This is a genomic window from Winogradskyella vidalii, from assembly GCF_013403955.1.
GTDB lineage: Bacteria > Bacteroidota > Bacteroidia > Flavobacteriales > Flavobacteriaceae > Winogradskyella > Winogradskyella vidalii.
In genome coordinates, this window is record NZ_JABFDG010000007.1 from 229,137 (window position 1) to 255,664 (window position 26,528).

The following is a 26,528-nucleotide window of genomic DNA, read 5'->3' on the forward strand; positions in this document are numbered from 1 at the left end:
TTACGTCTACTAAAACGAATGATTATTGGCATGAAAAACAAGATTTACAAATTTATGAAATTTAAATATTTAATTATATTGATAGTGTTGTCTGCTATGAGTTGTGGCCCTAAAAAAGGGATTGTCACTAAAAAGAAAAATGACAGTGCCACTACTCATAATAAAACTGTTGTTGTAGAAGATAAAGACAGTCGTAATAGCGTTGACGAGGTAAAAGAAACTGTTGTAAAAGCCAATGATACCCGGAACGTGGTAGAGGTTTATATTGATCTTTATGCCGATATTGCGATGGAAAAAATGCGAAGCCATAAGATTCCGGCAAGTATTACATTGGCGCAAGGTATCTTAGAATCTGGTTCTGGGCGTGGACGATTAGCGGTTAAGGCTAACAACCACTTTGGTATTAAATGTCATGGTTGGAAAGGCGCTAAAATATATCATGATGATGACCGTTCTCAAGAGTGTTTTAGAAAATATAATAAAGCAGAAATGTCTTATGAAGATCATTCCGAATTTTTAACAGGAAGAAGTCGTTATGCTAGTCTATTTGATTTAAAACCCGATGATTATAAAGGGTGGGCAAAAGGCTTAAGAGCTGCTGGTTATGCAACCGACCGAAAATATCCACAAAAACTAATCAGTTTAATAGAGCGCTATAAACTTTATCAATACGATGATGAGGCGCTTAGCTCAACTGACAGGACCAAAAAAAGAAAATCGACCACTATAATTGAAGGGCCTCAGAAATCTGTAACAAAAACTCACACGGTTACAAAAGGAGACACCTTGTATTCGTTGTCAAGATTATACAGAACTACGGTTGATGCTATTAAAACTAAAAACAACTTAAGATCAAATGACCTAACTATAGGTCAAAAACTTAATATACCGAATTAATTTATATGTTATATCAAAGAAGTAGTGCGTTGTTTAAGGACGCTCAAAATGTTATTCCAGGAGGTGTAAATTCGCCTGTAAGAGCTTTTAGTGCAGTAGGAGGGACTCCAATTTTTGCCAAATCTGCTAAAGGAGCTTATGTGTATGATGAAGATGGTAATCGTTTTATAGATTATATAAATTCTTGGGGACCTATGCTATTAGGGCATGCATTTCCTCCAGTTGTAGACGCTGTTGTTGAAAAAACAAAACAAGGAACTTCCTTTGGAATGCCTACGGCAATTGAAACTGAAATAGCTGAACTAGCCGTTTCTATGGTGCCTAATATTGATAAAATTCGTTTTGTAAATTCGGGTACAGAAGCATGTATGAGTGCTATCCGTTTGGCTAGAGGATATACAAAAAAAGATAAAATCATAAAATTTTCAGGCTGTTATCATGGGCATAGTGATTCGTTTTTAATCGCTGCTGGTAGTGGTGCAATTACCTTTGGGACACCAAACAGTCCGGGTGTCACTCAAGGAACAGCAAAAGATACACTTTTAGCAACTTACAATGATATTGAAAATGTAAAGGAATTAGTTGCCGCAAATAAAGACACTATTGCAGCCATTATAATAGAACCTGTAGCAGGTAATATGGGGTGTATTCCACCCGTTGATGGTTTTCTTGAAGGTTTAAGGGCGGTTTGTGACGCTAATGATATTTTATTGATTTTTGATGAGGTTATGACGGGCTTTAGATTAGCTAAAGGTGGCGTGCAAGAACTTAAAAATATTAATGCAGATATTGTCTGTTTTGGTAAAGTTGTTGGCGGTGGTTTGCCGGTGGGAGCTTTTGCTTCACGAAATGAAATTATGGATTATTTAGCACCCAATGGCCCTGTTTATCAAGCCGGAACATTAAGTGGTAACCCTTTGGCTATGGCTGCAGGATTAGCGATGTTAAAAGCTGTACATGACGATGACGACCTTATGAGTCGATTAGCGGAGAAAACAGAATATCTTCATAAGGGAATTGCGGATGCGCTTAATAAGAATAATGTTACGCATACTATCAATAGAATAGGATCTATGATATCAGTTCATTTTTCTGAAGCTGCAGTTGTCGATTTCGATTCAGCAACAAAAGGGAATAATGAAACGTTTAAAAAATTCTTTCACGGTATGTTAAAAGAAGGTGTATATATTGCACCAAGTGCTTTTGAAACTTGGTTTATAACTGATGCTTTAACTTATGAAGATTTAAATGCGACAATTACAGCGGTTGAACATGTTGCAAAAACATTGTAATCGTGTTCTAATATAAAAATATAAAAGCCTCACAATTTGTGAGGCTTTTATTTTATAGTTTTGAGTCTGTGTTTTTAGTTTGTCTCTTCAAAAGACTTATAGCGCTCATATTGTTCCTCATTTAAAAATCTTCTAACGGTATCGTTTAATTCGTTTTCTAATTTCATAATAGAACGTTCATTAGGTTCAGCTTGGTTCAATTTTGCTTTACGTGTTCCGTAAGTTTTTAAAGCCTTGTACATTTGGTCACGTTGATCATTATCAAACTTTATGTATTTTCTTAACGCTTCAGTTTTTTTGTTAGCTGCAGCATTTATTTCTATAATGTTTGGTGTTGATTGTGCCATTACAGATTCAGAACCAAGAACCATTATAAAAGCGAACATGCAAAGTGTAATTACCTTTTTCATTTTGGATTATTTAATTAAATTGGTCACTAATGTAACAATTTTATTCAATAAAATAAAAAAGTATCGGTGATACGATACTTTTTATTGTAAAATGAGGTTTCAATTACCCTTTTTTATTACGCTTTCCTTTTTTTTTCTTGTCTTTGAGGTTTCATTTTTTCAAACTCAGCATATTGTTCTTCGTTTAAAATGGATTTCATTTGACGCTTCATTTCTATTTGCTCGTCCAATCTTTCATTCTGCATTTTTATGCGCTCTTCCTTAGAAGGTCTTTTTCTTTCTTCATCTTTAGAAGCTTTGCGTTCTTCTCTGATAGCGGCACGTTTTTCAGCTTGTTCTACAATAAGTTTATGTACTTCTTTTTGTTGAGCATCTGATAAATCTAATTTTAGAGTTAAGGTTTTAGATTTTAAATCTGCGATGTCATTTGGTGTCATGTCTTTCATTAATTCAGACCTATTTTCTCTATCCATTTTTTTTTCACCTTTTTTTTGAGCAAAACCACTTAAGGTTACAAGTGCTAAGGCAATAACTGCTAATTTTTTCATGTTTTAAATATTTTAATGTTATACTACTTAGACGTTAAAAGCATTAAAGCGTTTAATGATGTCGCTATTTTTAACAAAGAATTTAACATTTTGCTACTACATATTTGAATAAAAAAAGGCTTCAAAATTAATTGAAGCCTTTTTTAAAAATATACTATTTTAACTAAATTACTTAGGGTCTAAAATAAGGTTAATACGTTCAATAGCATCCGCAATATGAATTCTACTCATAGTATCTCTACCACGAGAAGAACGTAATTGGCTTCTTAAAGCCGTTAACTCTGCTCTTACAACCGCTCTAATGTCTGATTGGCTTGTATTAACAGGTGTTACTTTAACATACGAACTAGAGCGTCTGCCTTGGGTTTGGTTTTCTGCGGTCATCAAATACTCTAATCGATCAATATGTGCACGTTGTAAATTACGTCTGTAAGTATCAATACTTTTTCTAGAACTTAATTCGCTCCATATGCCTTTACGTAAATCGCTCATCATATCCGTTAATGCATAGGCATCACTATCAAATGTATGCGCTTCAATTAAACGTTGCATTTTTCCTAGACTTAAAATATTATTTACAGTTCTAGATTGTAATGCACGAACACGCTCAACAGAACCTGTGAACTCAATACGGTCAAAAATATTCTTGTCTATTAACCATTCTGGAGTTTCAAATAAATTTTCTTGTATAAATTGCATTGCTTCTTTTTGATGTGCTTTTGGTACAGCAGTATAGACAGCACCTTCTTGATCAGCTGCTTTATAATGCTCATAAACACCACCAATATTATTAGAAACATGTCCCATGTAACGGTTAAATTGAGAGATAACATGGCCATACATTTCATCTAAATCATCATAATCTTCACCTGCTTCTGTTGTCCATTCAATTAAATTAGGTACAATTCTTTTTAAGTTTTTAATACCGTACTCACTAGCTAACATAGCGTTATCACCTAAGTCTTCAGTTTGAGAACTTGGATCAACAACATCACCAGCCTGTTGGTGGCCAAAACGGTACATTGGGTCACCAGCATGTTTCATAATCCACTCGTTAAGAATAGGCTTTTCTTCTTCGGCAGTTTTGTCTAAGATAGGTCTGTAACCCCAAGAAATTGAATATTTATCATAGACTCCAATATCTGGCATTAAAGCTACACCTTCATCTCCAGGTTGTGCGATATAATTAAAACGTGCATAATCCATAATAGATGGTGCTGTTCCGTATTGTTTAGTGAATTCTGCATCACGTAATTTCTCTACTGGGTAAGCTACACTAGAACCCATGTTATGTGGTAAACCTAAAGTGTGACCAACTTCGTGCGATGATACAAAACGAATTAAACGTCCCATAACTTCGTCTTTAAATTGTGGACTTTGTGCATCTGGATTAATAGCTGCTGTTTGTACAAAGAACCAACCACGTAGTAAAGACATTACATTGTGATACCAATTAATATCACTTTCTAAAATTTCTCCTGTTCTTGGGTCGCTTACGTGCGGTCCGTTTGCATTAGGAATAGGAGATGCTAAGTAACGTACAACAGAGTAACGCGCATCTTCTGGGCTCCATTCTGGGTCTTCTTCAACTGTTGGAGGGGCTTTAGCAATAATTGCTTCTTTAAAACCTGCGGCTTCAAAAGCGACTTGCCAATCTTCAATACCTTGTTTGATGTATTTTCTCCATTGTTCTGGAGTTGCTCTATCTATGTAATAAACGATTTGTTTTTTTGGTACAACTAATTCACCTCGCTTGAATTTTTCGATGTCTTCATCTTTAACTTCTAATCTCCAGCGGTCTAAGAATTCTAAGGATTTACTTTTTTGATCCGCTAAACCATAATCTGTTTGGCTGCTTGTAAACCACCCCACACGTTCGTCAAAATAACGACGTTTCATTGGTACGTCTGGTAGTAAAATCATAGAATTATTCATTTCTACTGAAACTGCTCCAGTACTAGAATTAGATGGCGGATTTCCTGCAGCATAAGTTTTTACATGACGTGCTTCAATATTTCTTGGGTAACTTTTTACCGTTTCAATAAAAGATTTATCACTTTCTAAACGTGAAATCTTATAAGAAGATCGCCCACGTTGTGGTAAACCTAAAGGCTTTACATCTTTTTCGAATAATGGTGTTGCATTAATAACGGTACTTGTAGAATCTTTACCTATTGCTTCAATTGGAAATGTAAATAAAACAGGTTCAAAATTAGAATTTGTAACAGCTTCATTTACAGGAAGAGAATCTGAGGCAACTACATCATAAGAAACCACTCTAAGTACAACTTTCTTATCTTTTTTCTCCCAACGTAATACTTGTTCGTTAGTTTTTCCTCCACCAAAACCTAGTCCTGATGCCGTTTTTGCAATACGTGTAACCATTAACATTTCTCTATCAAAAAGAGAATCTGGTATTTCGTAGTAAAATTTATCATCTAAAGTATGAACTGTAAATAGACCTTCGTCACTTTTAGCATCTTTAGTAATAACTTTGTTATAAGGTTTGGGGTCATTTTTGCCAGGTTTTTTTCCTGAAGTTTTTGCCGTTTCGGCAGCGTCTTTAGAGTTTCCTGCTTTTTTTGCGGTATTGCATGAAAATGCTAAAAACGCAGAAACTACAAAGAGTAGTTTGATGGATACGTGTTTCAAAATAAGTTAGTTTTTGTTAAATTTTGATCAAAATACGGATTCTATTAAGAATATGTTAAACACCTGTCTGACTTTAGTAAATTTTTAACGTGCTTAATTTAGGGTGTTCATATACTCCTGAATTAAATCTAAGCCCTCTGTATGTCGCATCGTCGTTCCGATGAAAGGCATACTTAAACCCTCGAGGTAAAATGAGACTCTGTAATCAATAAGGGTAGTTTGTTCTAAAATATTACTGTCTTCTAAACCTGTTTCAAAAGCGAGATTTAAGGTGGAATCGTCAGCGCATGTCCCTCCTGGAATATGACAATGCGCACAATTAATATCCATATAAGCACGTGCTCTAGTTTCTATAGGAAGCGCGGTGTCTTTCCAATTGGGTAATACTCGTACTGAAGCACTATGGTCTATACCTGTTAACTGTTGGTTATTTATAAATTGCTCTAATTGATTAACGCCATTGATTTCAAAATTCATAGATCTTAATTTTGGACCTATCGGTATAATATTATCATTATTAGCATGGCAAGTAAAGCAGTCTGTATTTGAAGGGATTTTATAAGTTGTAGAATTTGAATTGCCTGCTGCATCAATCCACGCTATAGGTAATGTGCTTCCTGCTCCATCTAAAAAGGCTTCCGTTTGGTTGTCATTCCATTTGTAATCTCCGGTTTCCCACTCTCCATTCAATTTAATTAAAATTCGCGTTTCAATAATTGTTCTTCCTAAGGATAAATCGCGCTCATCTAAATTGTAATAGAAGGTTTTTGCAATAACTGTATTATCAGGAAAAACAGGTAAGCCATCGCCATCATAGGCCATGCTTGTGCCTTCTGGTAAAGCTATGATACGCTGTTTGTGTGCGTAGTCAGTAAATAGAGTTGTGTTTAGATTGTATTCAAATGCAAAAGGGGTTATTTGTAAATCATCGAGATTTCCAACGAACACATTCATTTCAGATAAAGTTGGCCTGAATGCTATAGCTACAGTCGGAAGTAGAGTGGTAAAGCTAAACACATTAGAATGAAGACTCTCGTCACTTGTGTCGCATACGGTTTGAATATAGATATCGTATGTTGTGTTTTCTTGTAAATTAGAGAGTTCAATAGCTGTATTAGATTCGGAAACGCTAGTTCCGCTGCCCAAAATAAATCCTGAAATACCATATTCTACGGTGTAATGTGCTGAAGCGTCAGCTGAATCCCAACTGATTGTAGCAGAATTATCTGTTATAGAATTTGATGTTATGTTTGTTACAATATTGCATGCAGGAACAAGATTTTCATCGTCATTATTACAAGAAAAGAGAACACTTACGAAGGCAAATAGGAAACAGATTTTCTTTAACATTTGGTGGATTTTTCTAATATATAGCTAGTCGCTAATGTAAGAAAATTTTTTAACGAAAATATGCAGTCAATTTGAAGGGGTAATGCAAATCACTATCTGTTTTATGCTTTTGATTCTTAATGGATCCATATTATAATCTAAAATGCGAGTGCTAATATTCTTAGAATACTATAAACTTCCTGATGCTATTTGTCATGCTGAAGTATAAGAGACACTTCCTGTAATTTCGAAATAATATTATTTATGTTGACTTAAAGGTGATTTTAAAAATAAAAAAAAGGAACTATTTCTCAATAATTCCTTTTTTCTAATAGTTATATGTAATCGTGTTTAGACCATTTCAACAAACAAACCTTCATCTGTTTTTTCAACTTTAGTTAAGCCATGTTTTGCTAAACCTTTTAAACCTTTGTCCCAACCTTTGTTGCTGAGTCCAGCTTGCGATTTAAGAACATTTAAGTCCATTCGTTTTTCCGTTTTTAAAATCTCTAAAATCGCTTTTTCATTATCGCTAAGGTCAATTTTCTTACGTTCTGGTCGCATTTGAGGGAAGAATAACACTTCTTGTATGCTTTGATTGTTGGTTAAGAACATAATTAAACGATCCATACCAATTCCCATTCCAGATGTTGGAGGCATACCATATTCTAATGATCGCAAGAAATCATGATCTATAAATTCTGTTGCTTCGTCATCTCCTTTTTTAGCTAAGCTTAATTGGTGCTCAAAACGTTCGCGTTGGTCAATAGGGTCATTTAATTCTGAATACGCATTTGCAATTTCCTTACCACAAACCATTAATTCAAAACGTTCTGTTAATTCCGGATTGTCTCTATGTTCTTTACATAGCGGACTCATTTCTTTTGGGTAATCTGTAATAAATGTAGGTTGGATATAGTTTCCTTCACATTTCTCACCAAAAATCTCATCAATCAATTTGCCTTTACCCATAGTGTCATCCACTTCAATGTGCATACCTTTTGCAGCCGCTCTTATTTCTTCTTCAGACTTGTTATAAATATCAAAACCCGTGAATTCTAAAATAGAATCGCGCATGGTGATACGCTTATATGGGGCTTTAAAGTTTATTTTATGCTCACCAAATGTTGCTTCCGATGTCCCGTTTACAGCAATAGCACAATGCTCCAAGAGTTGCTCGCAGAAATCCATCATCCAGTTGTAATCCTTGTATGACACATAGATTTCCATGGCGGTAAACTCTGGGTTATGCGTTCTGTCCATCCCTTCGTTTCGGAAGTTTTTTGAAAATTCATAGACACCATCAAAACCACCAACAATTAAACGTTTTAGGTATAATTCGTTTGCAATTCGCATATACAACGGTATATCCAAGCTGTTGTGATGTGTTATAAAAGGCCGTGCCGCAGCTCCTCCAGGAATCGATTGTAAAATTGGTGTTTCTACCTCAAAATAACCAGCATCATTAAAAAACTGACGCATAGCATTAAATAATTTAGTACGTTTAATAAACACTTCTTTAACATGCGGATTTACCACTAAATCAGCATAACGTTGTCTGTAACGTTGTTCAGGGTCTGTAAACGCATCGTAAGTTTTTCCATCTTTTTGCTTCGGGATAGGTAAGGGCTTTAAAGCTTTACTCAATAATTTGAAATCTTTAACCATCACGGTTTTTTCGCCTACTTGCGTGGTAAAGAGTTCGCCTTCAATACCTACAAAATCACCTAAATCCAATAACTTTTTGAAGATGTCATTGTACTTAGATTTGTCTTCACCAGTACAAATTTCATCGCGATTAAAATACACTTGAATACGACCTTCGCTATCTTGCAGTTGTGCAAAAGAGGCTTTACCTTGAATGTTAATTGCCATTAGACGACCCGCAATGATGACCTGTTTACCTTCTTCGTAATCCGATTTTATCTGTTTTGAAGTATGATTAACGGGAAATAAATCCGCTGGATAAGGGTTAATCCCTAAAGCTCTAAGCTTTTCTAACTTTTGGCGTCTTACCAATTCTTGTTCTGAAAGTTGCATTCTTTTTAATTTTTAAAAGCCTATCTGTTATTTGATAAGCAAATGCAAAATTACAATTTTTAGAAAAATAAGAGAGCACCTTTTTAGTTAGATTTTAAAAGCTTTAAAATTTGTGTATAAGTGTCATTGTTTTAAAAGACTGAGACGTCCTTTAAGAGTGAAAAATTGATTCAAAAACTTACAGGAATAAATGATTCAGTAATTCTGTAACAGTTTAAAAAAAGTGACGTCTTATAGGTACAATAAATTATGAAATCTTATTATGAGTATTTGGCGTGTTATTCTTTCTATTATTTGTCCTCCGTTAGCTGTTTTAGATAAAGGTTGTGGCTCTATATTAATTACATTTCTCTTATGGCTTTGTGGTTGGGTGCCTGGCGTTATTGCAGCATTGGTTATTCTTAATAATCCTAAGCGATAAAATCTTACCTTTACAATTCTAAATTTATAAAAAAAAACACAGTAATGAAAACAGTTTTTACAATACTAGCTTTGGCTTCATTGATGATGCTAACCAGTTGCCAATTTTCAGAAAATGTCTACATTAATGAAGATGGTAGTGGAACAATGAATTTCTCAATGGATGCTTCTGAAATGATGGGAATGATGGCTCAAATGGGTGGAGACGATAGTTCTAACGGAATGGATAAAGCTATGGATTCTACTATAGTTTTTAAGGATATAATGGAAGACTATAAAGATAGTATTGCAGCTATGCCTATAGAAGATCGGAAAAATTTAGAGGCCTTAGAAGACTTTAGAATGCGTGTGACTATGGATCCTGAAAAGGAAACCATGTTTTTTAATTTAGAAACAGATTTCAATGATGCCAATGAGCTTCAAGATATGTTTAAAGCCATGAATAATCTTAGTAATTTGAAAGGTAATGACGCCGCACCTGTTAATTCGCCTTCGAGTCCATTTTCGGGTATGGATAACAATGGAGCAACTTCTGTGAATTATGCTTATGACGGTACGGTATTTAAACGTATTGCAAAAATTGAAGATAAAGAAAAACACTTACAATCTTTAGATAGTTTAGGCGAATCTGCTATGATGTTTGGCGGTTCTAAGTATAAAATTAATTATCACTTTCCTAGAGCTGTAAAATCGTTTTCTAAAGAAGGTGCGATGTATAGTGAAGACCGAAAAACGGTTACTTATGAGGTTGGGTTTATGGATATGTTGAAAGACCCTGAATTGTTGAATTTTGAAGTTGTATTAGAAAATAAGTAGTGTTGAATAAAGTTATAAAACTTCAAGATTTAGGGATTAAAGACTTTAAGGCCACTTGGGATTATCAAGAGGTGCTTTTTAAAGCTATTATTGATACAAAAATTAAAAATAGAAGGGAAGAAGCGGGGTTAGAAACCGAAAATCATTTTCTGTTTGTAGAACATCCTCATGTTTATACCTTGGGTAAAAGTGGTGATTTATCTAATCTTTTGCTTTCAGAAGCTCAATTAGCAGAAAAAGGAGCAACGTTCTATAAAATAAATAGAGGGGGCGATATTACGTATCACGGACCAGGACAAATTGTAGGTTATCCGATTCTGGATTTAGATAATTTCTTTACTGATGTTCATAAGTACTTACGCTTTTTAGAAGAGGTAATTATTCTCACTTTAGCTGAATATGGTTTAAAGACTGAACGTAGCCCCGGAGAAACAGGCGTTTGGTTGGGCGTTGGTACACCGTTTGCACGTAAAATATGCGCTATGGGAGTTCGTGCGAGTCGTTGGGTTACGATGCATGGTTTTGCCTTAAATGTGAATGCGGACTTAGGCTATTTTGATCATATTATTCCTTGTGGAATTAAGGGGAAAGCAGTAACAACGCTTAACAATGAATTAGGAGTGTCTATGGTTGACGAAGCTGAGGTAAAAGCTAAAATTCTTAAGCATTTTAAAACGCTATTTGAAGCCTCTTTTATTGATTAGATAGTTGTACTATTATTAGTGATTATTAAAATAGGGTGTTTTAAATGATGTTCTACGTTGCTTATATTTTCGTCGTGTTTTAATCACTCTATATCGCATATCGTCATAAAACAGGCTGATAATCAGTATGATTGCGCCAAAAATAAGCGTGTTTAATTTTAAATTCAATCTTGAATAAAGCAGTCCTCCAACGATGCCTCCAAGAAAAAAGAAACAGATGATAAGCACACGAAGCGTTATTGTTGCGATTAGTTTTTTTCTGTGTCTATAATATTTCTTAAAAAACAAATGTGATAGTTCTATACCTAAATCGGTAAATAGGCCTGTGAGATGTGTTGTTCTAACTACAGCGTTTGAAATCTTAGTGACAAACGAGTTCTGTAAACCCATAGCGAGAAGCAGTAAACAAACAATTAAATCAGAATAAAGTATCCCCCAAATATGACTACTAATAGCAACTGAGATTAAAATAGCACATTCAATTAGTGTAGGGAGTACAAAAACATTCAATTGTCTATTTCCATTAAATTGTTCAATGAGAAAGCTAGATAAAAAGGAACCAAAAAGAAACGAAAAGATATAAAGAAAATAAATGGTGCCTCTCCAAAACTCAAAGTTAGCAACATCACTAATAAAAAGCGCAAAATGCCCAGTGACATTGGTGGTTAATTGACTAAAGGCTAAAAAACCAGTGACATTTACTACACCAGCAACAAAGGATAAAATTGTAGCAATTCTTAGGTTATGTTTTAACGTTCTGCTTGTGCCTTGATGTCTAAACATTGTGTACTATTTATATAATCCTAAGCCATTAGATTACTTTCGATGGGGTAAAATTTTCAATGAAATCAGTTTTATGCTTCATCATTAAAAAACACTTTGTAATAGTGCATTTTCTTTTCATCATCGTAACCGCGTTCTAAATATTCCGCAGAAGCATCAGGTGCGTCGACATCGAGTTTTATTTGAATATTCGTGTCGAGTTTTATTTCCGTTTTAATCTTTTGTTTTTGCTTTTTTAAGGCGATTTCAGAAACATCAAACTGATTTCTAATGAGGACTTTATTGTCGGTTTCGTAGGTTTTTTTATAGTCTTCAAACAGTTGAATTTTATCTTCCTCCTCAAAAACTTCTTCTTTAAACGTTTCGATATTTACAATTTCGTTTTCTTTAAAAAAGTCAACGGTTTTAGCTAAGAAATTACTCTGCTCTTGGCCACCATAGCTAGGTTGTAGAATTTCCTTTGAAAACTCTCTACAAAGTTCAATACAATTTTTGGTGTGTTGGTTACTGTCATCCGGATAGCTGATGTTTAAGAAGCTTTTTATCCAATACTGCGTGTCGTAGGTGTTGTTGTCAACACTGAGTACAATTTTTCCTTCCATATCAGACGTATTCAAGATTAAACAGCCTTTATCTACTTTTTTTGCTTGAATCCCTTTTTGGACTAAAATATCGTAGTTGTTATCCTCTAAATACGTTTGGAAAAACTCAGTTTTATTTTCAATTTTAAAGATGCCAATAGCATCCGTAAAATAGTCTTCATATTGTACATTTTCAAAATGACAAATAAGCACATCTCCTGTTTTAATTTGGGCTGAATTACTTTGCTCAAATAGATGGGTGACAATGTGTTTAGATATGTCGACAAAATCAGCATCTTCTTTAAAAAGTTGGTCGCTGTAGGTGTTGATTTCATTGAGGCTAACATCACTGTGGTGATGAAAACGATAACTTTCTGCTACGCTAACAAAAGGTTTTAAAAGGTAGGGTAACATTAAATTATAAGTGGCTTCGTCAAATTCTACAATAGCATCAGAAAAGGCATTTTTTGTACCGTTAAATTTGTTGCCAACTTTATGAATTATGCAGCTTTTTATAGAAGCTTTTTGTCGTTTTATCATGGAAGAAATATTGGGTGTTAATTCTAGTGCAGTTTGTAAACAATAATGGTTTTATCGTCACTTTGCGTAATAAGTTCTAAGCTGTTGTCATTATCTAATTTTTCTAGCGTTGCCCTTGCAGTGCCAAAAACAGGGAAATTAGGGATGGGGTTTGCTTGACTGTCAAAAAGATAAACCTTTTTAGCTTGTTTGTCTGTTGTGCTAACATAGATTTTATCATTTAGATAGAAAATTCTAGGGGCTGTATAATCACCATAATCTAAATCTATGATTCTAGATTTAATCTTGAGTCTGTTTTCTCTCAAAGAAACTAAGGTTTTACTAGTAGTGCTAATTTTATGGTTTTCCGTTAAGTTGAGATTTTCTTTGCTAATCTTTCCTTTGGTGTCAACTTGAAACAATTGACCAAGTGTGTTAGAGGTTGAAAACTTATTTTGGTAGAGGTAGATATCATTACCAGAAAAGTTAATTTTATCCTTTACATCAATCCTAATGTCACCTTGTCTATTTAGAATTTTTAAGTTTTCGCCAGTACCAAAAACGATATAATCCTTGGTACCAATTCTAAAATGTTTTGGTTGTGTTATAATTTCTGAGTTGTTATTTTTATAATTAAAACCATTAACCGACTTTCCTTTAGTGTTATACATTAGTAGGTATTTACCCTGTGTAATGAGCAATCTGTAGTCTTTTCTTTTGTTGTAATCAAAAACAGATAATGGTTGTGTAATACTGTGATTAAACTTCAGAGGAAAATTGGAGACATTATTACCATTTCGATCCAAAACATACAGTCTATTTGGAGTCGTAAAAGCCAATTGTAATCGACCGTTTTTGTACATGTCAATCTGCTCAACCTGTCCTAAGATTTTACCTTGAAGTTGTTTTTTCCAAAGTATATTGCCAGTACTTGATATGAGATAAAGCGTATTGTTTACATCTTGCACAACAATATCATGCGCTTTGGTAACATGGTTTTTAACGGCTTGAGGTGCGGTTAATAATGAAGTTTCAAGAGGTGTTGTAAATGTTTCTGTTACGGAGTTTGATGCTGCACGTTTTTTGAATTCTTGAACCACACCATTGACATGTGTATAGTTGTCCTCGCGTATAAATTGTACTGCGTTAGCATTGTAACCAGTCATAGGTTTACCTAATATTTCGGACAGCCCTTCTGAATTTTTAAAAATAAATAAAGAAGCTTCATCGCTTAGTCCTTCGTTAATATTCTTAAAGGCATCTGTATGGGCAAGGGTATTATTATTTAATGCGTTTGTTAAGATGGATTTTAAGCTCTCTATAGAATTTGTAAACACAGTAAAGTTTTCATAAACAGCGAAGTACTTGGCATTTTCAAAACTTAGGATAGGTTTTAAATTTGATTTAAAAAAATCAGGAGTTCCAAATTCAAAAATATCAATAGCTCTAAAAGATTCTATATGTGATTTATCTTCTATAGCTTCTAAAATTAAACTGGGGTCTAATGAATGAAGCACCAATGCCATGTCTAACTGAGCAATTTCATCTGTAAAGTTTAAGAAGGTTTCAGATACCGTTGTTGTGCTATCAGTTATTTGTTGGCTGTTTTTGTTAAATACTGAAAAATCATTATAAGAAATGCTTGTCAATGATTTTGTGTTGTAAGGGGCAATAGAAGGCGTATTTGTTTTCTGTGGTATAGTGTTTTTAAAGCTGTCGAGATAGTTGTTGCTAGAATCTTTAGAGGTTAGTATTCCATTGTATTTTAGGCCTTTGTCTGAATAGTCTAAATCTAAAATAGTATAGTTTAACGTGTCACTATTAGTAACCGGAGTAAATAACAATTTAGAATAATTGGTAGTGTTAGATTTAAAGAGTATTGAGGCGACTGATTTTCTGTCGGAAGTTTCAATTAATTTACTGAGCTCGGTGTTTTCATTTTTTGAATCTAAGCTTTTTAAAAGTTCAAGATTGTTTGAGCTAGCAAAAGTATTTCCTAGAACTTTATGGTAGATTGTGAAGTCATTAATTTGGGTCTTTTCAATTTCTGAACCTGTTAAAGTTCCTGAAATATGATTTTTTATAGAATCGCGTACAAATAAAGTACTATCGTTTTCGGTTAGAATTATATAGTCGGAATTTATAGAATCCGTAAACGCTAAATATATTTCTTTAGTTGTATTGAGGTGTTGTAATGTTTGTGAAGCATCTTTTAACTCTTTATTGTAAAGACTTGAAAGTATTTCGTTGTTATCAATACTACTTATAAAGTCATTTAATTCATTAATCTGAATAATAGCTGTAGATTCACTAGGGATAAATTTATAAGCTTGTTTGGTTTTGTTATAGTCTTTTTGGCAGGCCAATACTAAGGTAAAAAAAATCGATAATAAACCAAGTCGCTTCATTAAATTAAAAGTTTAGATGACAAATATAAAAAGTAAAACCTACTTTAATTTTAAAATGAGCTATTAATCGTTTTGAATTATTTTTTTATTATTAAAATTGGAGTTACTGTTACCAGAACTTAAAAAAGAAATGTCTGTCTTATTTATCCTTATAAATCGAGTTGATATTGTTCAGGCAATAGTCTAAATGATTTTCTATGATATTTGGTAACGCCATACTCTTTAATAGCAGCTCGGTGCTCTTTTGTTGGGTAGCCTTTGTTTTGCTTCCAATTGTACATGGGGAATTCTTCATGAATTTTTTCCATATAGGCATCGCGATATGTTTTTGCTAAGACTGAGGCGGCGGCAATACTTAAATATTTACCATCACCTTTAATTATAGTGGCATGCGGAATTAATTGGTAGGGCTTAAATCGATTACCGTCTACTATTATATATTGTGGTGCAGGGTCTAATTGTGAGATAGCACCGTGCATTGCTTTTATAGAAGCGTTTAAAATGTTAATTGTGTCTATTTCAGATTCAAATATGTGTTGTACACCATAAGATATACATTGCTTTTCTAAAAGCGGTTTTAATAGTATTCTGTTTTTTTCTGATACCTGCTTAGAGTCATTTAAGATGTTGTTTTTAAATGTGGTAGGTAATATAACTGCAGCAGCAGTAACAGGGCCAGCTAAGCAACCTCTGCCAGCTTCATCGGTGCCACATTCAATATCAAATGTAGAATAATGGGGTTTTAAAGCCAAAATGTTAATTTTTGAACAAAGTTAAAATTTTAACGCAACCCTTTTACTGTTTTAGCATCTAAATGGTGAGTTAAATACTAAAAATATTAGAAAAATCAACTTAAACGGAATACAGATAATTCTGTAATAACATTAACATTTTTTTGGCAAAAACGCTTGCTTATTTAATATTTAATTAGGATGTTTGCAATTAGACTAACTCAAATAATTGTTTTATGAAATTAAAATTAACATGGTTATTAACGCTTTTTATGGCGTTCGTGATGCAGTTCTCTTTCGCACAAGAGAAGACTGTCACAGGTACAGTTACAACAGCTGCGGATGGTTTACCCCTTCCTGGAGCAAGTGTAATTGTAAAAGGGACCTCTTCAGGTCAACAAACAGATTTTGATGGTAAGTATACTATTCAAGTCAATGAAGGTGATGTTTTAATATTTTCCTATGTAGGGATGGTTACTTCTGAATTAGAAGTTGGTTCCTCTAGCGTAGTGAATGTTGCATTAAAAGAAGATAGCCTTTTAGATGAGGTTGTAGTAGTGGCTTATGGTAAAACTGTTGCTAGTGCTAAATCTACATCTGCAACGGTTCAGCTGACTTCAGAAGGATTTGAAAACCGACCTAATGTGAATCTTATTAATTCACTTCAAGGTCAAGCAGCTGGTGTAAATATTAGTAGTTTCTCTGGTCAGCCAGGAACTAATAAAAATGATGTGGTAATTAGAGGAAATGCCTCTTTGTCTGGGTCGTCAGATCCATTGTATGTAATAGATGGAGTTCCTTTAACTCAAGCTTTTTTTAGAAATTTGAATCAAAATGAAATAGAGTCTGTTACAGTTTTAAAAGATGCATCCGCAACTGCTGTTTATGGAAACAGAGGTACTAATGGTGTTATACTTATTACAACTAAACAGGGGTCTTTTAATGAATCTTTTGGGGTGAGTTATTCTTCTTCTTATGGTTATACTAACTTTATAGAGGATGACTACAATCTTGGAAGTGCTATTGATCAGCTTAAATTACAACGTAAAGGTTTCGATGAGGGGGTTGGTGTTTTAGCTTCTTCTTTCGCTGTTACTGGTTCTTATCTAGGTGGTGCTTTAACATTGGATCCTAATAATTTGGATGCTTATGAGGTGAATACAGATTGGACAGATATATTTTTTAGACAAGGTGTTACTCAGTCTCATGATGTGAGTCTTACATCAGGTGGAGAAAAAACTAAAAACTTTACCAATTTTGGGTATTTCGAACAAGATGGTATCGTGCCAAATACAGGTTTTCAGAGATTTACAATTAGAAATAACTTTAGTGGTAAAAGTTTAGATGAGAAATTTAATTATTCTTTAAATGTTTTTAGTGCTTTTTCTAAAAGAGATCAATTAGAGCAGGAGACTAGAGGTGGTATTAATAATAATGTTTTGCAAAATCCATTGACGGGATACATTTCTTCTTCGAGGTTTATGCCTGTGGACTTGTATCAAAGTGGTCAGCAGTTGTTTGATGAATTTGGTGGCGCTTCATTAAACCTTATTCCTTATATGTTGTTGGACTTGCAGCAAGGTCAAAATTCAGTTAATGAATACCAAGAGTTTAAAACAATTCTGACGCTTAATGCTTCTTATAAAATTACGGATAATTTAACATTTGGTATTACAACAGGTGGAGATTATGCTCAAGATAACAGAGTTTATGGAAATGGGCCTGAGTCTTATTTATCAGTCATTAGAGCTTCAGGTGCAAATCAGCCTTATCATGGTATTGAAGACATTGCTAACACTCGTGAATTTATGTTTAACCACGTAAATAGATTAAGTTATGATAATACCTTTGGTAATAATCACAGTATAGAGGTGAGTTTATTTACCGAGTATTTAAAAGCTCATAGAACAACTAATTTTCAACGACAAATTGGTTTAAACCCATTAACTTGGTCTCCAGGCGCTGGTACAGGTTATATACCATTTGACCCTGAAACACTCCCAGCTTCATATTTGCCTGCTGTTAGTGCCTCTGAGAGAAATGCAGGTATGTTTTCTTATTTTGGAACTCTTGATTACGGATATAAAGAAAAGTATGGTTTTTCTGCATCTGTTAGACGTGATGCTACTTACAGGTTTATTGATGATAACAAATGGGGTACTTTCTGGTCAGTTGCTGGTAGATGGAATATTACAGAGGAAGATTTTATTGGAGAAAGTGATATTTTAAATGATTTAAAATTAAGAGCTTCTTATGGTACTACAGGTAATCAAAATGTTGTCGGTAGAGGAGTAGATAGTGCGACATCTGATATTTTCTTAGGTCCTCAACTAGTGAGGGATCTTAATGCATCTTCTTCAGGATATCTTAATTCTGCATCATTTGCTGTTTCTTCATTTGCAAATACAGATTTAATATGGGAAACAACGACTCAATTTAACGTCGGTATTGATTTTGGAATGTTTAATAGACGTTTTGCTGGATCTATAGATTATTATAGTAGATTAACAGAAGATCTTTTTCAAAGTTTACCAATTTCTGCTTCTAATGGTACTAGTGCAATTTCTGCTAATGATGGTGAACTTTTGAATAAAGGTTTCGAGTTTCAAGGACGCTATAATATTTTTAGAGATGGTAAGTTTAAGTTAAGTGTCTTTGGTAATATAGGTTATAACATTGATACATTTGAAACGTTAGGATCTGTTGATACAGATGGTGATGGAGAACATAGAGTAGGTGAAAGTATTATACGTTATGAAGGTGGTCAATTATCTGAGTATTATTTAGTCCCTTACGCTGGTGTTAACCCAGCAAATGGTAATTTACTCTTTGTAGATATTAATGGAGATTTAACAGAAGCTCCAACTGATGAAGATCGACGTAAAACAGGCAAGTCTTTATTTCCAAAATATTCAGGGGGATTTGGATTCGACGCTGAGTATGACGGTTTTTTCTTAAATACCTTATTTACATATTCAGCTGATGCGTATAGGTTTGACAACAACCTTTGGAGTGCATATGATATAAGACAAGCAGGAGATTCACCAGTTTCAAATGATTTATTTAACGCTTGGACTCCAAGTAACAGAAATACAGATATTCCAGCTTTAGCAGCAAGTAATATTGATAGTCAAGATTTATCTGACAGATTTTTACGTGATGCTTCTTTCTTAAGATTAAGAAATGTAACAATTGGGTACAATGTGCCAAATAGATTTTTAAGTGATATTTTCTTAGAAGGACTTACGGTAAGAGTAATTGCAGAAAACTATTTCACATTTACTAATTGGAAAGGTCTTGATGCTGAAAGATCTGTTGGTGGTGAATCTATAGGTTTCTATCCAACACCAAAAATTTTAACTTTTGGAATTGATGCTAATTTTTAAAAAACAATAATGATGAAGAAATATATAATTTTATTTTTAATGACCGTCTCAATTTACTCTTGTAATGACGCTATAGACATAGTGCAAGATGGTGAATTGAATAACGATGCACTCTACACTTCTGTAGAGAATATGCAATTGGTCTTAAACGATGTTTATGGACAAATGTCAACGACAAACGAGCTGCTACTTAGTTCTATTTTAACTGATGAAGTTGGGCTTGGAGAGGCTGGCTTCCCCGGGGATACTCATAGCTTTCAAATTTTCTCAACAAACGGTTCTGCGAATGCTATCTGGTTTCAGAAGTATCAAGCTATAAATAGAGCGAACAGATTAATAGAGGGGGCTGCTCTTTACACTCCTAATGATGCTGAAGTTGATGAATATAATAATATCCTTGCGCAAGCAAGAGCGATTAGAGCTTTTTGTCACTTTCAATTACTAACTTATTTTTCAACTGATTTATCAGATGATGATGCGTTAGGTGTTATGTTAGTTGATTATGTTCCTTCTATTGAAGAAGATTTACCTAGATCAACTAATGGTGAAGTATTTGCTTTAATTGAAAGCGATTTATTATTTGCTGAAAATAATTTGACTACTGCAACTTCTGGTGGTACTAGTTGGTATTATTTTAATACGAATGTGATTGATGCAATGCGTGCTAGAATGTATTTATATAGAGAAAATTATACACTTGCAGAACTTTATGCAGATAATGTAATTAATAATTCTGGTATTGTTTTAGCAAGTTCTATGTTTACTTTACCTGCAAATTTTCCAACATCAACTGACGAAATGTCACACGTGGGTGCAGCAGGTGCAACATCTTTAGATGCAGCGCCTCCAACAGGAACTATTCAGTTTGCACTATACCAAATGGATCGTTGGACTGCTACTTCTACATCTCCAATGTATAAGAAAATGTGGGTAGATGCTGATCAAGGTGAAGCTATTTTCTCTTTAGGTCGACCTAATAGTTCAACTAACTTTGGTAGTGCATATAATACAAATAATTCTAGTGCTACTGGTGCACCTTTATGGGATATGGGAAGGAATCTTTTTGACCTTTATACTGAACCATTGGGTAATGGAGCTCAAGATTTTAGAAGATGGGCTTTTGTTGATAGATCTGCAACAATATCTACAGATCCATTAAATGCAACTAGAGGTTCTGAGAATATCATTATTGATAAATATCCAGGAAAAGATGGCGCTCACAGTGCTAATGATATCAAAGTTTTTAGAATGTCGGAAATGTATTTTATTAAAGCCGAAGCTCGTGTAGAAGCAAACGATTTTGATAGTGCCGAATCACTTATTCAAGATGTTAGACAAGCTCGTAACTATATAAGTGGTACAACTGTACCGGCTCCAAATTACAATGATGGAACAGAAGCTTATGCTGATATTTTAATGGAAAGATATAAAGAACTATGTTTTGAAGGTCATAGATATATTGATTTAAAAAGAATAGGGGCTAAGGCTGGAGTTAGTGGAACCAACAGGTTTATCGCAGATTCACAAAATGCTTCTGCAGAAAATCCTCTTAATATTTCTATTGGAGATTACAGATTCACGCTTCCTATACCTCAAGCAGAATTAAATGTAAATTCTTTACCTCAAAACCCAGGTGCTACTTATTAATCGTTAAATAATAATAATTATGAAAAATAAATTTATAAAATATTGGTTGTGTACAGTAGCTTTGTCGTTGTTGGCATATAACTGTAATAAAGATGAAGATGCTTCTTTTTCAGATAATGGTCAGACAGCTTTATCATTTGAAGATACAGCTTTTAATTTATCTATACCAGAAGAAGATTTGGTGTTAGAAATTCCTGTTTATGTAACTACTTTATCATCGACTGATCGATCTTTTGATGTTGAAATTACAAGCGCAACTGAAGATACATCTAATGAGTATTCAGTAGGTACGGTTGTTATACCTGCTGATAATTATTCAGGAGTTTTAAATGTTGATTTTGATTTTTCTGAAATTTCTGGTGAAGACGGAGAAGTTAAAGATTTAATTTTAACTATAATTCCTGATGAAGGTACAGCGTCTTATAATGATGTGGTGTCTATTAGCTATTTTAGAGAAATTATATGTAATGATTTAACATTAGATATTGTATCAGATATTTATGCTGCTGAAACATACTTTACTGTTGAAAGTGCAGATGGTACTATTATTGTTGATAGATTTTTTCCTTTCACTGTTAATTCATTAACTGCTCAAGAGTATAGTGTAACTTTTAATTTACCTGATGGTGATTATTTGTTAAAAATAGGTGATTCTTATGGAGATGGTATGTATGCTGTTAATGGAGATGTTACGTTAACGGGCTCATATTCTCTAACGTGCTCTATAATCACACACGCTTCTGGTGAAGGTACTTTTGATACTCCTGTGCCAGATCCTTTTACTGGGAATCCAGGTGCAGAAGTAGAAGTTACAGCATTTACAGTTAATCCATAAAAATATTTTGTTTTATGTAAAAAAGACTGCCTTTTTTGGCAGTCTTTTTTTTATGTAGTACTTTTAAAAAAAAAATAAATATGAAAAAATTATATTTTACAACAATTTTATGTTTTGTTGTATATAATTGTTTTGCTCAAGCAGAAATTAGTAAAGAGAGGTTTCAAAGTTTACCTCAAGCAGAAAAAGAACTTTATCTTAGGGTAAAAAAATCTGATTCGTTAAAAACTATTAGGATAAATAAATTTTTATCCAATAATAGTAATGTAAGTAAAATAGAAAAGGATAAAAATGGAGCTGTGTTTGTTATCACAGATGTAATAAATGACAAACCTGTTTACACTACAACATATAATTCTAATGCTGCAATTCACACCGGTACCAATCACTTGCAAGTTGGTGGTAGTTTAGGTTTAGATTTAGATGGATCAGGTTTAGTTGTAGGCGTTTGGGATGGTGGTCCAGTACAGAACACCCATGTTGAGTTTGAAGATGAAACAGGAACTTTTTCGAGAGTAACTAATATTGAACTCGTAGGAACAGATGGTAATAATGGTTATGATGAACATGCAACCCATGTTACTGGAACTATAGCCGCAAAAGGGGTAAGTGCACCGGCAAAAGGCATGGCGACCAATGTAGCAGTAAGAAGCTATAATTTTAATAATGATACTCCGGAAATGGTGACTGCATTAGCAGATTCTAATTTTCCTATGATTCTTTCTAATCATTCTTATGGAGTACCAATTTATAGAAATGATTCTCAGGTTTCAGCTTCATGGCAAATGGGGTCTTACAGTTTTGGAGCGGCAGAGGTTGACGATATTGCTAGTACGTACCCTGAGTATCTTATTGTTGCCTCTGCTGGTAATTCAGGAACTGAAAGTTATGATGGGGGCCTGTATACAGGTTACGATAAATTAACAGGCAATAAAAATTCTAAGAATAATTTAGTGATAGCTAACGCTTCTCCTTCTGTACACCCTTTTACAAATGAAATTTCTTTTGTAATTAATGCTTCAAGTAGTCAAGGCCCAACAGATGATTTAAGGATAAAACCAGATATTGCAGGTGATGGAACAGCTTTAACTTCTCCAATACCTAATGATACTTATGGTGTTAGCACAGGAACTTCAATGTCTGCACCAAATGTAACAGGGTCATTAGTACTACTTCAGCAGTATTATAATCAATTACATGGTAGTTATATGAAATCTGCTACGTTAAAAGGCTTAGTTTGTCATACAGCAACAGATGATGAAATTTATATAGGTCCAGACCCAATTTTTGGTTGGGGACTTTTAAACGCCAAACTTTCTGCTGAAGTTATAACGAAAGACAATAATGGATTATCTGTTTTAGAAGAGTTAACACTAGATAACGGAAGTGTATATTCTTTTTCTTTCCTAGCTCAAGCAGGTGAGAAGTTGAGTGCAACAATATGCTGGACAGATATACCAGGTGTTGCTACAACAGGAACTCAAGATCTAAATAATCCAACTCCAAGATTAGTAAATGATCTTGATTTAAGAATAACAAAAGATGATGGTCAAATCTTTTTGCCATGGAAATTAGATTACGATAGTGGTACAGGTTTTTTAAATTCAAAAGCTGATAACATTGTTGATAATATTGAAAGGATTGATATAGATGTTCCTGAATCAGGTAATTATACTATTCAAGTTTCTCACAAAGGAACACTGCAGGCGTCAGCTCCTTTTCAACCTCTGAACCAGGATTTTTCATTAATTATTACAGGTAATAATTTAACATTAGGAACTAACGATGATGTGCTAGCAAGTAGTTTGGTTGTATTTCCTAATCCTAATAAAGGCGAATTTACTATTCGTTTTGATTCTGATTTAAACAATAATCAAGATGTAAAAGTAGATATTTATGATATCAGGGGACGTTCAGTTTATCAAAATACGTTTATTAGTGATAACGTTCAATTTAATCAAACTATCAATTTAAATGATGTCGCTTCAGGCGTATATATTGCCAACATCTCTAAAGGAAGTACAGTTACATCACATAAAATAATTATTGAGTAAATTCTCAACTATTTATTTTTAATATTTAAGACCAACAATAATCACTGTTGGTCTTTTTTTATGTTAAGTAATTTGTAAATTTCTATACATAAACAATAATTTATAGTTTTCTTTGTTAAAAATTGATATCCTCTTAAATGCGTATTAAATATTTATACACCCTTATCTTTTTTCTCTTTGTTACAAGCATTGAAGCGCAAGTTCAACAAAGAAGAACGGATTTATCTAGCGACCAAACTAAATCCGTAAATGATTCAGTAAACGCTAATCGTGCTAAAGGTTTTGAAAACCTGGCAACAATAGATATGTATTTGAAATTTAATCACGAATTAGATTCAATTCAAGTAGATACCACCATATCTATTAAAAAAAATTATAAATTCAACTACCTGCAAAAAGATAATTTCGGTTTAATGCCATTTGCTAATATTGGCCAAACTTATAACGAACTTACTTTTGATGCTTTAGAGTTCCAAACCATACCAAGTTTTGGAGCAAGCGCACGTCACTTTAATTATTTAGCGCATGATGATATTAATTTTTATGAAGTACCAACACCTTGGACACGCTTAACCTATAAGACCGCTTTTGAACAAGGGCAGCTTTTGGATGCTTTTTTTACCGTTAATTTATCAAAACAACTCAATTTTTCAATAGCCTATAAAGGACTTCGATCTTTGGGTAATTACCAAAATGTATTAACCAGTTCTGGGAATTTCCGATTCACTACAAAATACCATACAAAAGACAAAAAATATTACGCTAAAGGCTATGTTGTAATGCAAGATTTACTTAATCAAGAAAATGGAGGATTACAATCAGAAGACATTGAGAATTTCACATCAGGCAATGAAGAATTTTTAGACCGCTCTGTATTCGACCCTAATTTTGAAGATGCAGAAAATATATTAAAAGGAAAACGCTTTTATTTTGAACATGCTTATAGTTTAACTAATGAAATGGACTCATTAGATAATAATAGTGTAGCAGTAATAAATAAAATCACTTTTGAAGATAAATATTTTCTATACGATCAAACAAGTGCTGCAACTGATTTTTATGGTAGCGCTTTTGATAGCAGTATAAATGATAAAGTCACTTTAGAAAATTTTAAAACATCACTTGGTTTAAGCTATTCTAATAATATACTAGGTCAAATGCAGTTTGCCTTAAATTATACGAATCTCAATTATGGTTATAATAGTGTAGTATTATTCCCAAGCCAGACAATTACAAATAGAATTCAATCAGATTTTCTAGGTTTAGAAGGAGGGTATTCAAAAGCCTATAAAGGTTTTAGTATATCAGCTCAAGGCGGACTAAACCTTTCCGATACATTTGTAGGGAGCTTCTTAGACGGAACAATTAATTTAAAACTCAACGAAGACATAGCTTTTTCAGGAGGGGTTTCAATTAATTCTAAGCTTGCTAATTTTAATTACTTGCTGTATCAAAGTGATTATGTTAACTACAACTGGTATAATTTTGATGACTTTAAAAACGTAAACACGCAACAATTAAAATTTAATATAGAATCCCAAAAGTGGCTTAATGCTTATCTCGATATCTCTAATATTGATAACTATACCTATTTTAATTTAGAAGAAACCACCGATGGGGTTAATGTTATTAAGCCTAAACAATATAATAAGCCACTTCAATACCTTAGACTAAAGCTTCAAAAAGATTTTAGCTTAGGTAACTTCACTCTAGATAACACCTTAATGTATCAAAATGTGGTGAGTGATGAAGATGTACTAAACATACCAGCCATAATATCCCGAAACACCTTATATTATTCCAATCAACTGTTCAAAAAAGCCATGACTTTGCAAACAGGAGTAACCTTTAATTACTTTACAGCCTATAATATGAATGGCTACGACCCTCTACTTGCAGAATTCTACACGCAGAATGAAACCGAACTAGGTGGTTTTCCAAGATTAGATTTCTTTATTAATGCAAAAGTGAGACAAACACGTATATTTTTTAAGGCAGAACATTTTAACTCATCATTTACAGGTTACGATTATTTCTCAGCACCCAATAACCCTTATAGAGACTTTACGATTCGTTTTGGCTTGGTTTGGGATTTCTTTCTTTAATTTTTTGGACGTTTCTAATCTTTAAAAAAGAAAAGATTAGAGCGCGCTATCCACTATATCTTTCTGCGAACTAAATCAAAATAGGTTTAAAAGCTGTCTATATATAAGGATGGCACAATTTATATTGGTTAATAAGGCGTATAAACTTCGCAGAAAGGATGCCGTTACTATCGCTAACGCGTATACTTACTGAAGGCGATATTCATACATAACGATACTGAATCTTTACTGTTGGGGGCTAAAAGTGTTTTGCGTTTGTAAAATACAATGTTTTTTTTAAGAGTATTAAGCTTGTTATTAGCGCTTTAAAAATTAAATTAAAATAAACTCACAAAAAGGGTTGTGGGTTTAGAAAAGGGATCTATATTTGC

At 33.5% G+C, this 26,528-nt stretch carries 19 protein-coding genes; 10 read left to right on the forward strand and 9 right to left on the reverse strand.

The annotated features are described in order from the left end of the window. Positions 1-54: 54 nt before the first annotated feature. Together HM982_RS15735 and hemL are read left to right on the forward strand one after the other, a co-directional pair. Positions 55-897, forward strand: a complete 843-nt coding sequence (locus tag HM982_RS15735; protein ID WP_179354292.1) for a glucosaminidase domain-containing protein — start codon at positions 55-57, stop codon at positions 895-897. Between the two features lie 5 nt (positions 898-902). Next, positions 903-2,189: a glutamate-1-semialdehyde 2,1-aminomutase gene (hemL, locus tag HM982_RS15740; protein WP_179354293.1), complete on the forward strand. Its 1,287-nt coding sequence runs from the start codon at positions 903-905 to the stop codon at positions 2,187-2,189. Positions 2,190-2,263: 74 nt separating this feature from the next. Here the strand turns inward: hemL and HM982_RS15745 are convergent, their stop codons facing one another. From HM982_RS15745 to lysS, 5 genes are all read right to left on the reverse strand, one after another. Further along, positions 2,264-2,599, reverse strand: a complete 336-nt coding sequence (locus HM982_RS15745; protein WP_179354294.1) for a hypothetical protein — start codon at positions 2,597-2,599, stop codon at positions 2,264-2,266. Between the two features lie 116 nt (positions 2,600-2,715). Then, positions 2,716-3,147, reverse strand: coding sequence for a hypothetical protein (locus tag HM982_RS15750; RefSeq protein ID WP_179354295.1), 432 nt, complete (start codon positions 3,145-3,147; stop codon positions 2,716-2,718). A 168-nt stretch (positions 3,148-3,315) separates the two neighbouring features. After that, positions 3,316-5,802: a zinc-dependent metalloprotease gene (locus HM982_RS15755; protein WP_179354318.1), complete on the reverse strand. Its 2,487-nt coding sequence runs from the start codon at positions 5,800-5,802 to the stop codon at positions 3,316-3,318. A gap of 90 nt (positions 5,803-5,892) precedes the next feature. Further along, positions 5,893-7,149 (reverse strand): fibronectin type III domain-containing protein, encoded by a 1,257-nt coding sequence (locus HM982_RS15760; protein ID WP_179354296.1) that lies wholly within the window; start codon positions 7,147-7,149, stop codon positions 5,893-5,895. A gap of 330 nt (positions 7,150-7,479) precedes the next feature. Next, entirely contained in the window at positions 7,480-9,168 is a 1,689-nt protein-coding gene (gene lysS, locus HM982_RS15765; RefSeq protein WP_179354297.1) for a lysine--tRNA ligase, read from the reverse strand. 262 nt (positions 9,169-9,430) lie between these two features. Between lysS and HM982_RS15770 the strand changes: the two genes are divergently transcribed. From HM982_RS15770 to lipB, 3 genes are read left to right on the forward strand one after another with little or no spacing between them, the layout of a single operon-like run. Beyond that, a complete protein-coding gene (locus HM982_RS15770) occupies positions 9,431-9,589 on the forward strand; it encodes a YqaE/Pmp3 family membrane protein (protein ID WP_092470473.1) in 159 nt (52 codons plus the stop codon). Positions 9,590-9,633: 44 nt separating this feature from the next. Further along, on the forward strand, positions 9,634-10,404 hold the full coding sequence (locus HM982_RS15775) for a hypothetical protein (protein ID WP_179354298.1): 771 nt from the start codon (positions 9,634-9,636) through the stop codon (positions 10,402-10,404). Between the two features lie 2 nt (positions 10,405-10,406). Then, complete coding sequence (gene lipB / locus HM982_RS15780) at positions 10,407-11,108, forward strand: lipoyl(octanoyl) transferase LipB (RefSeq protein ID WP_179354299.1); 702 nt, start codon at positions 10,407-10,409, stop codon at positions 11,106-11,108. A gap of 15 nt (positions 11,109-11,123) precedes the next feature. Here the strand turns inward: lipB and HM982_RS15785 are convergent, their stop codons facing one another. The 4 genes from HM982_RS15785 to HM982_RS15800 form a co-directional block, all read right to left on the reverse strand. After that, positions 11,124-11,891 (reverse strand): YoaK family protein, encoded by a 768-nt coding sequence (locus HM982_RS15785; RefSeq protein WP_179354300.1) that lies wholly within the window; start codon positions 11,889-11,891, stop codon positions 11,124-11,126. A gap of 71 nt (positions 11,892-11,962) precedes the next feature. Continuing rightward, positions 11,963-13,012, reverse strand: a complete 1,050-nt coding sequence (locus tag HM982_RS15790; RefSeq protein WP_179354301.1) for a nucleoid-associated protein — start codon at positions 13,010-13,012, stop codon at positions 11,963-11,965. Between the two features lie 23 nt (positions 13,013-13,035). Further along, the gene (locus HM982_RS15795) at positions 13,036-15,399 is read right to left on the reverse strand and encodes a PQQ-binding-like beta-propeller repeat protein (RefSeq protein WP_179354302.1); all 2,364 of its coding nucleotides are present in this window, start codon (positions 15,397-15,399) and stop codon (positions 13,036-13,038) included. Between the two features lie 149 nt (positions 15,400-15,548). Further along, positions 15,549-16,151: a ribonuclease HII gene (locus tag HM982_RS15800; protein WP_179354303.1), complete on the reverse strand. Its 603-nt coding sequence runs from the start codon at positions 16,149-16,151 to the stop codon at positions 15,549-15,551. A 215-nt stretch (positions 16,152-16,366) separates the two neighbouring features. Here HM982_RS15800 and HM982_RS15805 point away from each other — a divergent pair, with 215 nt between their 5' ends. From HM982_RS15805 to HM982_RS15825, 5 genes are all read left to right on the forward strand, one after another. Beyond that, complete coding sequence (locus HM982_RS15805) at positions 16,367-19,516, forward strand: SusC/RagA family TonB-linked outer membrane protein (protein WP_179354304.1); 3,150 nt, start codon at positions 16,367-16,369, stop codon at positions 19,514-19,516. A 12-nt stretch (positions 19,517-19,528) separates the two neighbouring features. Further along, complete coding sequence (locus HM982_RS15810) at positions 19,529-21,163, forward strand: RagB/SusD family nutrient uptake outer membrane protein (protein WP_179354305.1); 1,635 nt, start codon at positions 19,529-19,531, stop codon at positions 21,161-21,163. Positions 21,164-21,182: 19 nt separating this feature from the next. Then, the gene (locus HM982_RS15815) at positions 21,183-21,998 is read left to right on the forward strand and encodes a hypothetical protein (RefSeq protein WP_179354306.1); all 816 of its coding nucleotides are present in this window, start codon (positions 21,183-21,185) and stop codon (positions 21,996-21,998) included. A gap of 80 nt (positions 21,999-22,078) precedes the next feature. After that, positions 22,079-24,052, forward strand: coding sequence for a S8 family serine peptidase (locus tag HM982_RS15820; RefSeq protein WP_179354307.1), 1,974 nt, complete (start codon positions 22,079-22,081; stop codon positions 24,050-24,052). A gap of 137 nt (positions 24,053-24,189) precedes the next feature. Further along, a complete protein-coding gene (locus HM982_RS15825; RefSeq protein ID WP_179354308.1) occupies positions 24,190-26,157 on the forward strand; it encodes a putative porin in 1,968 nt (655 codons plus the stop codon). Positions 26,158-26,528: the final 371 nt, after the last annotated feature.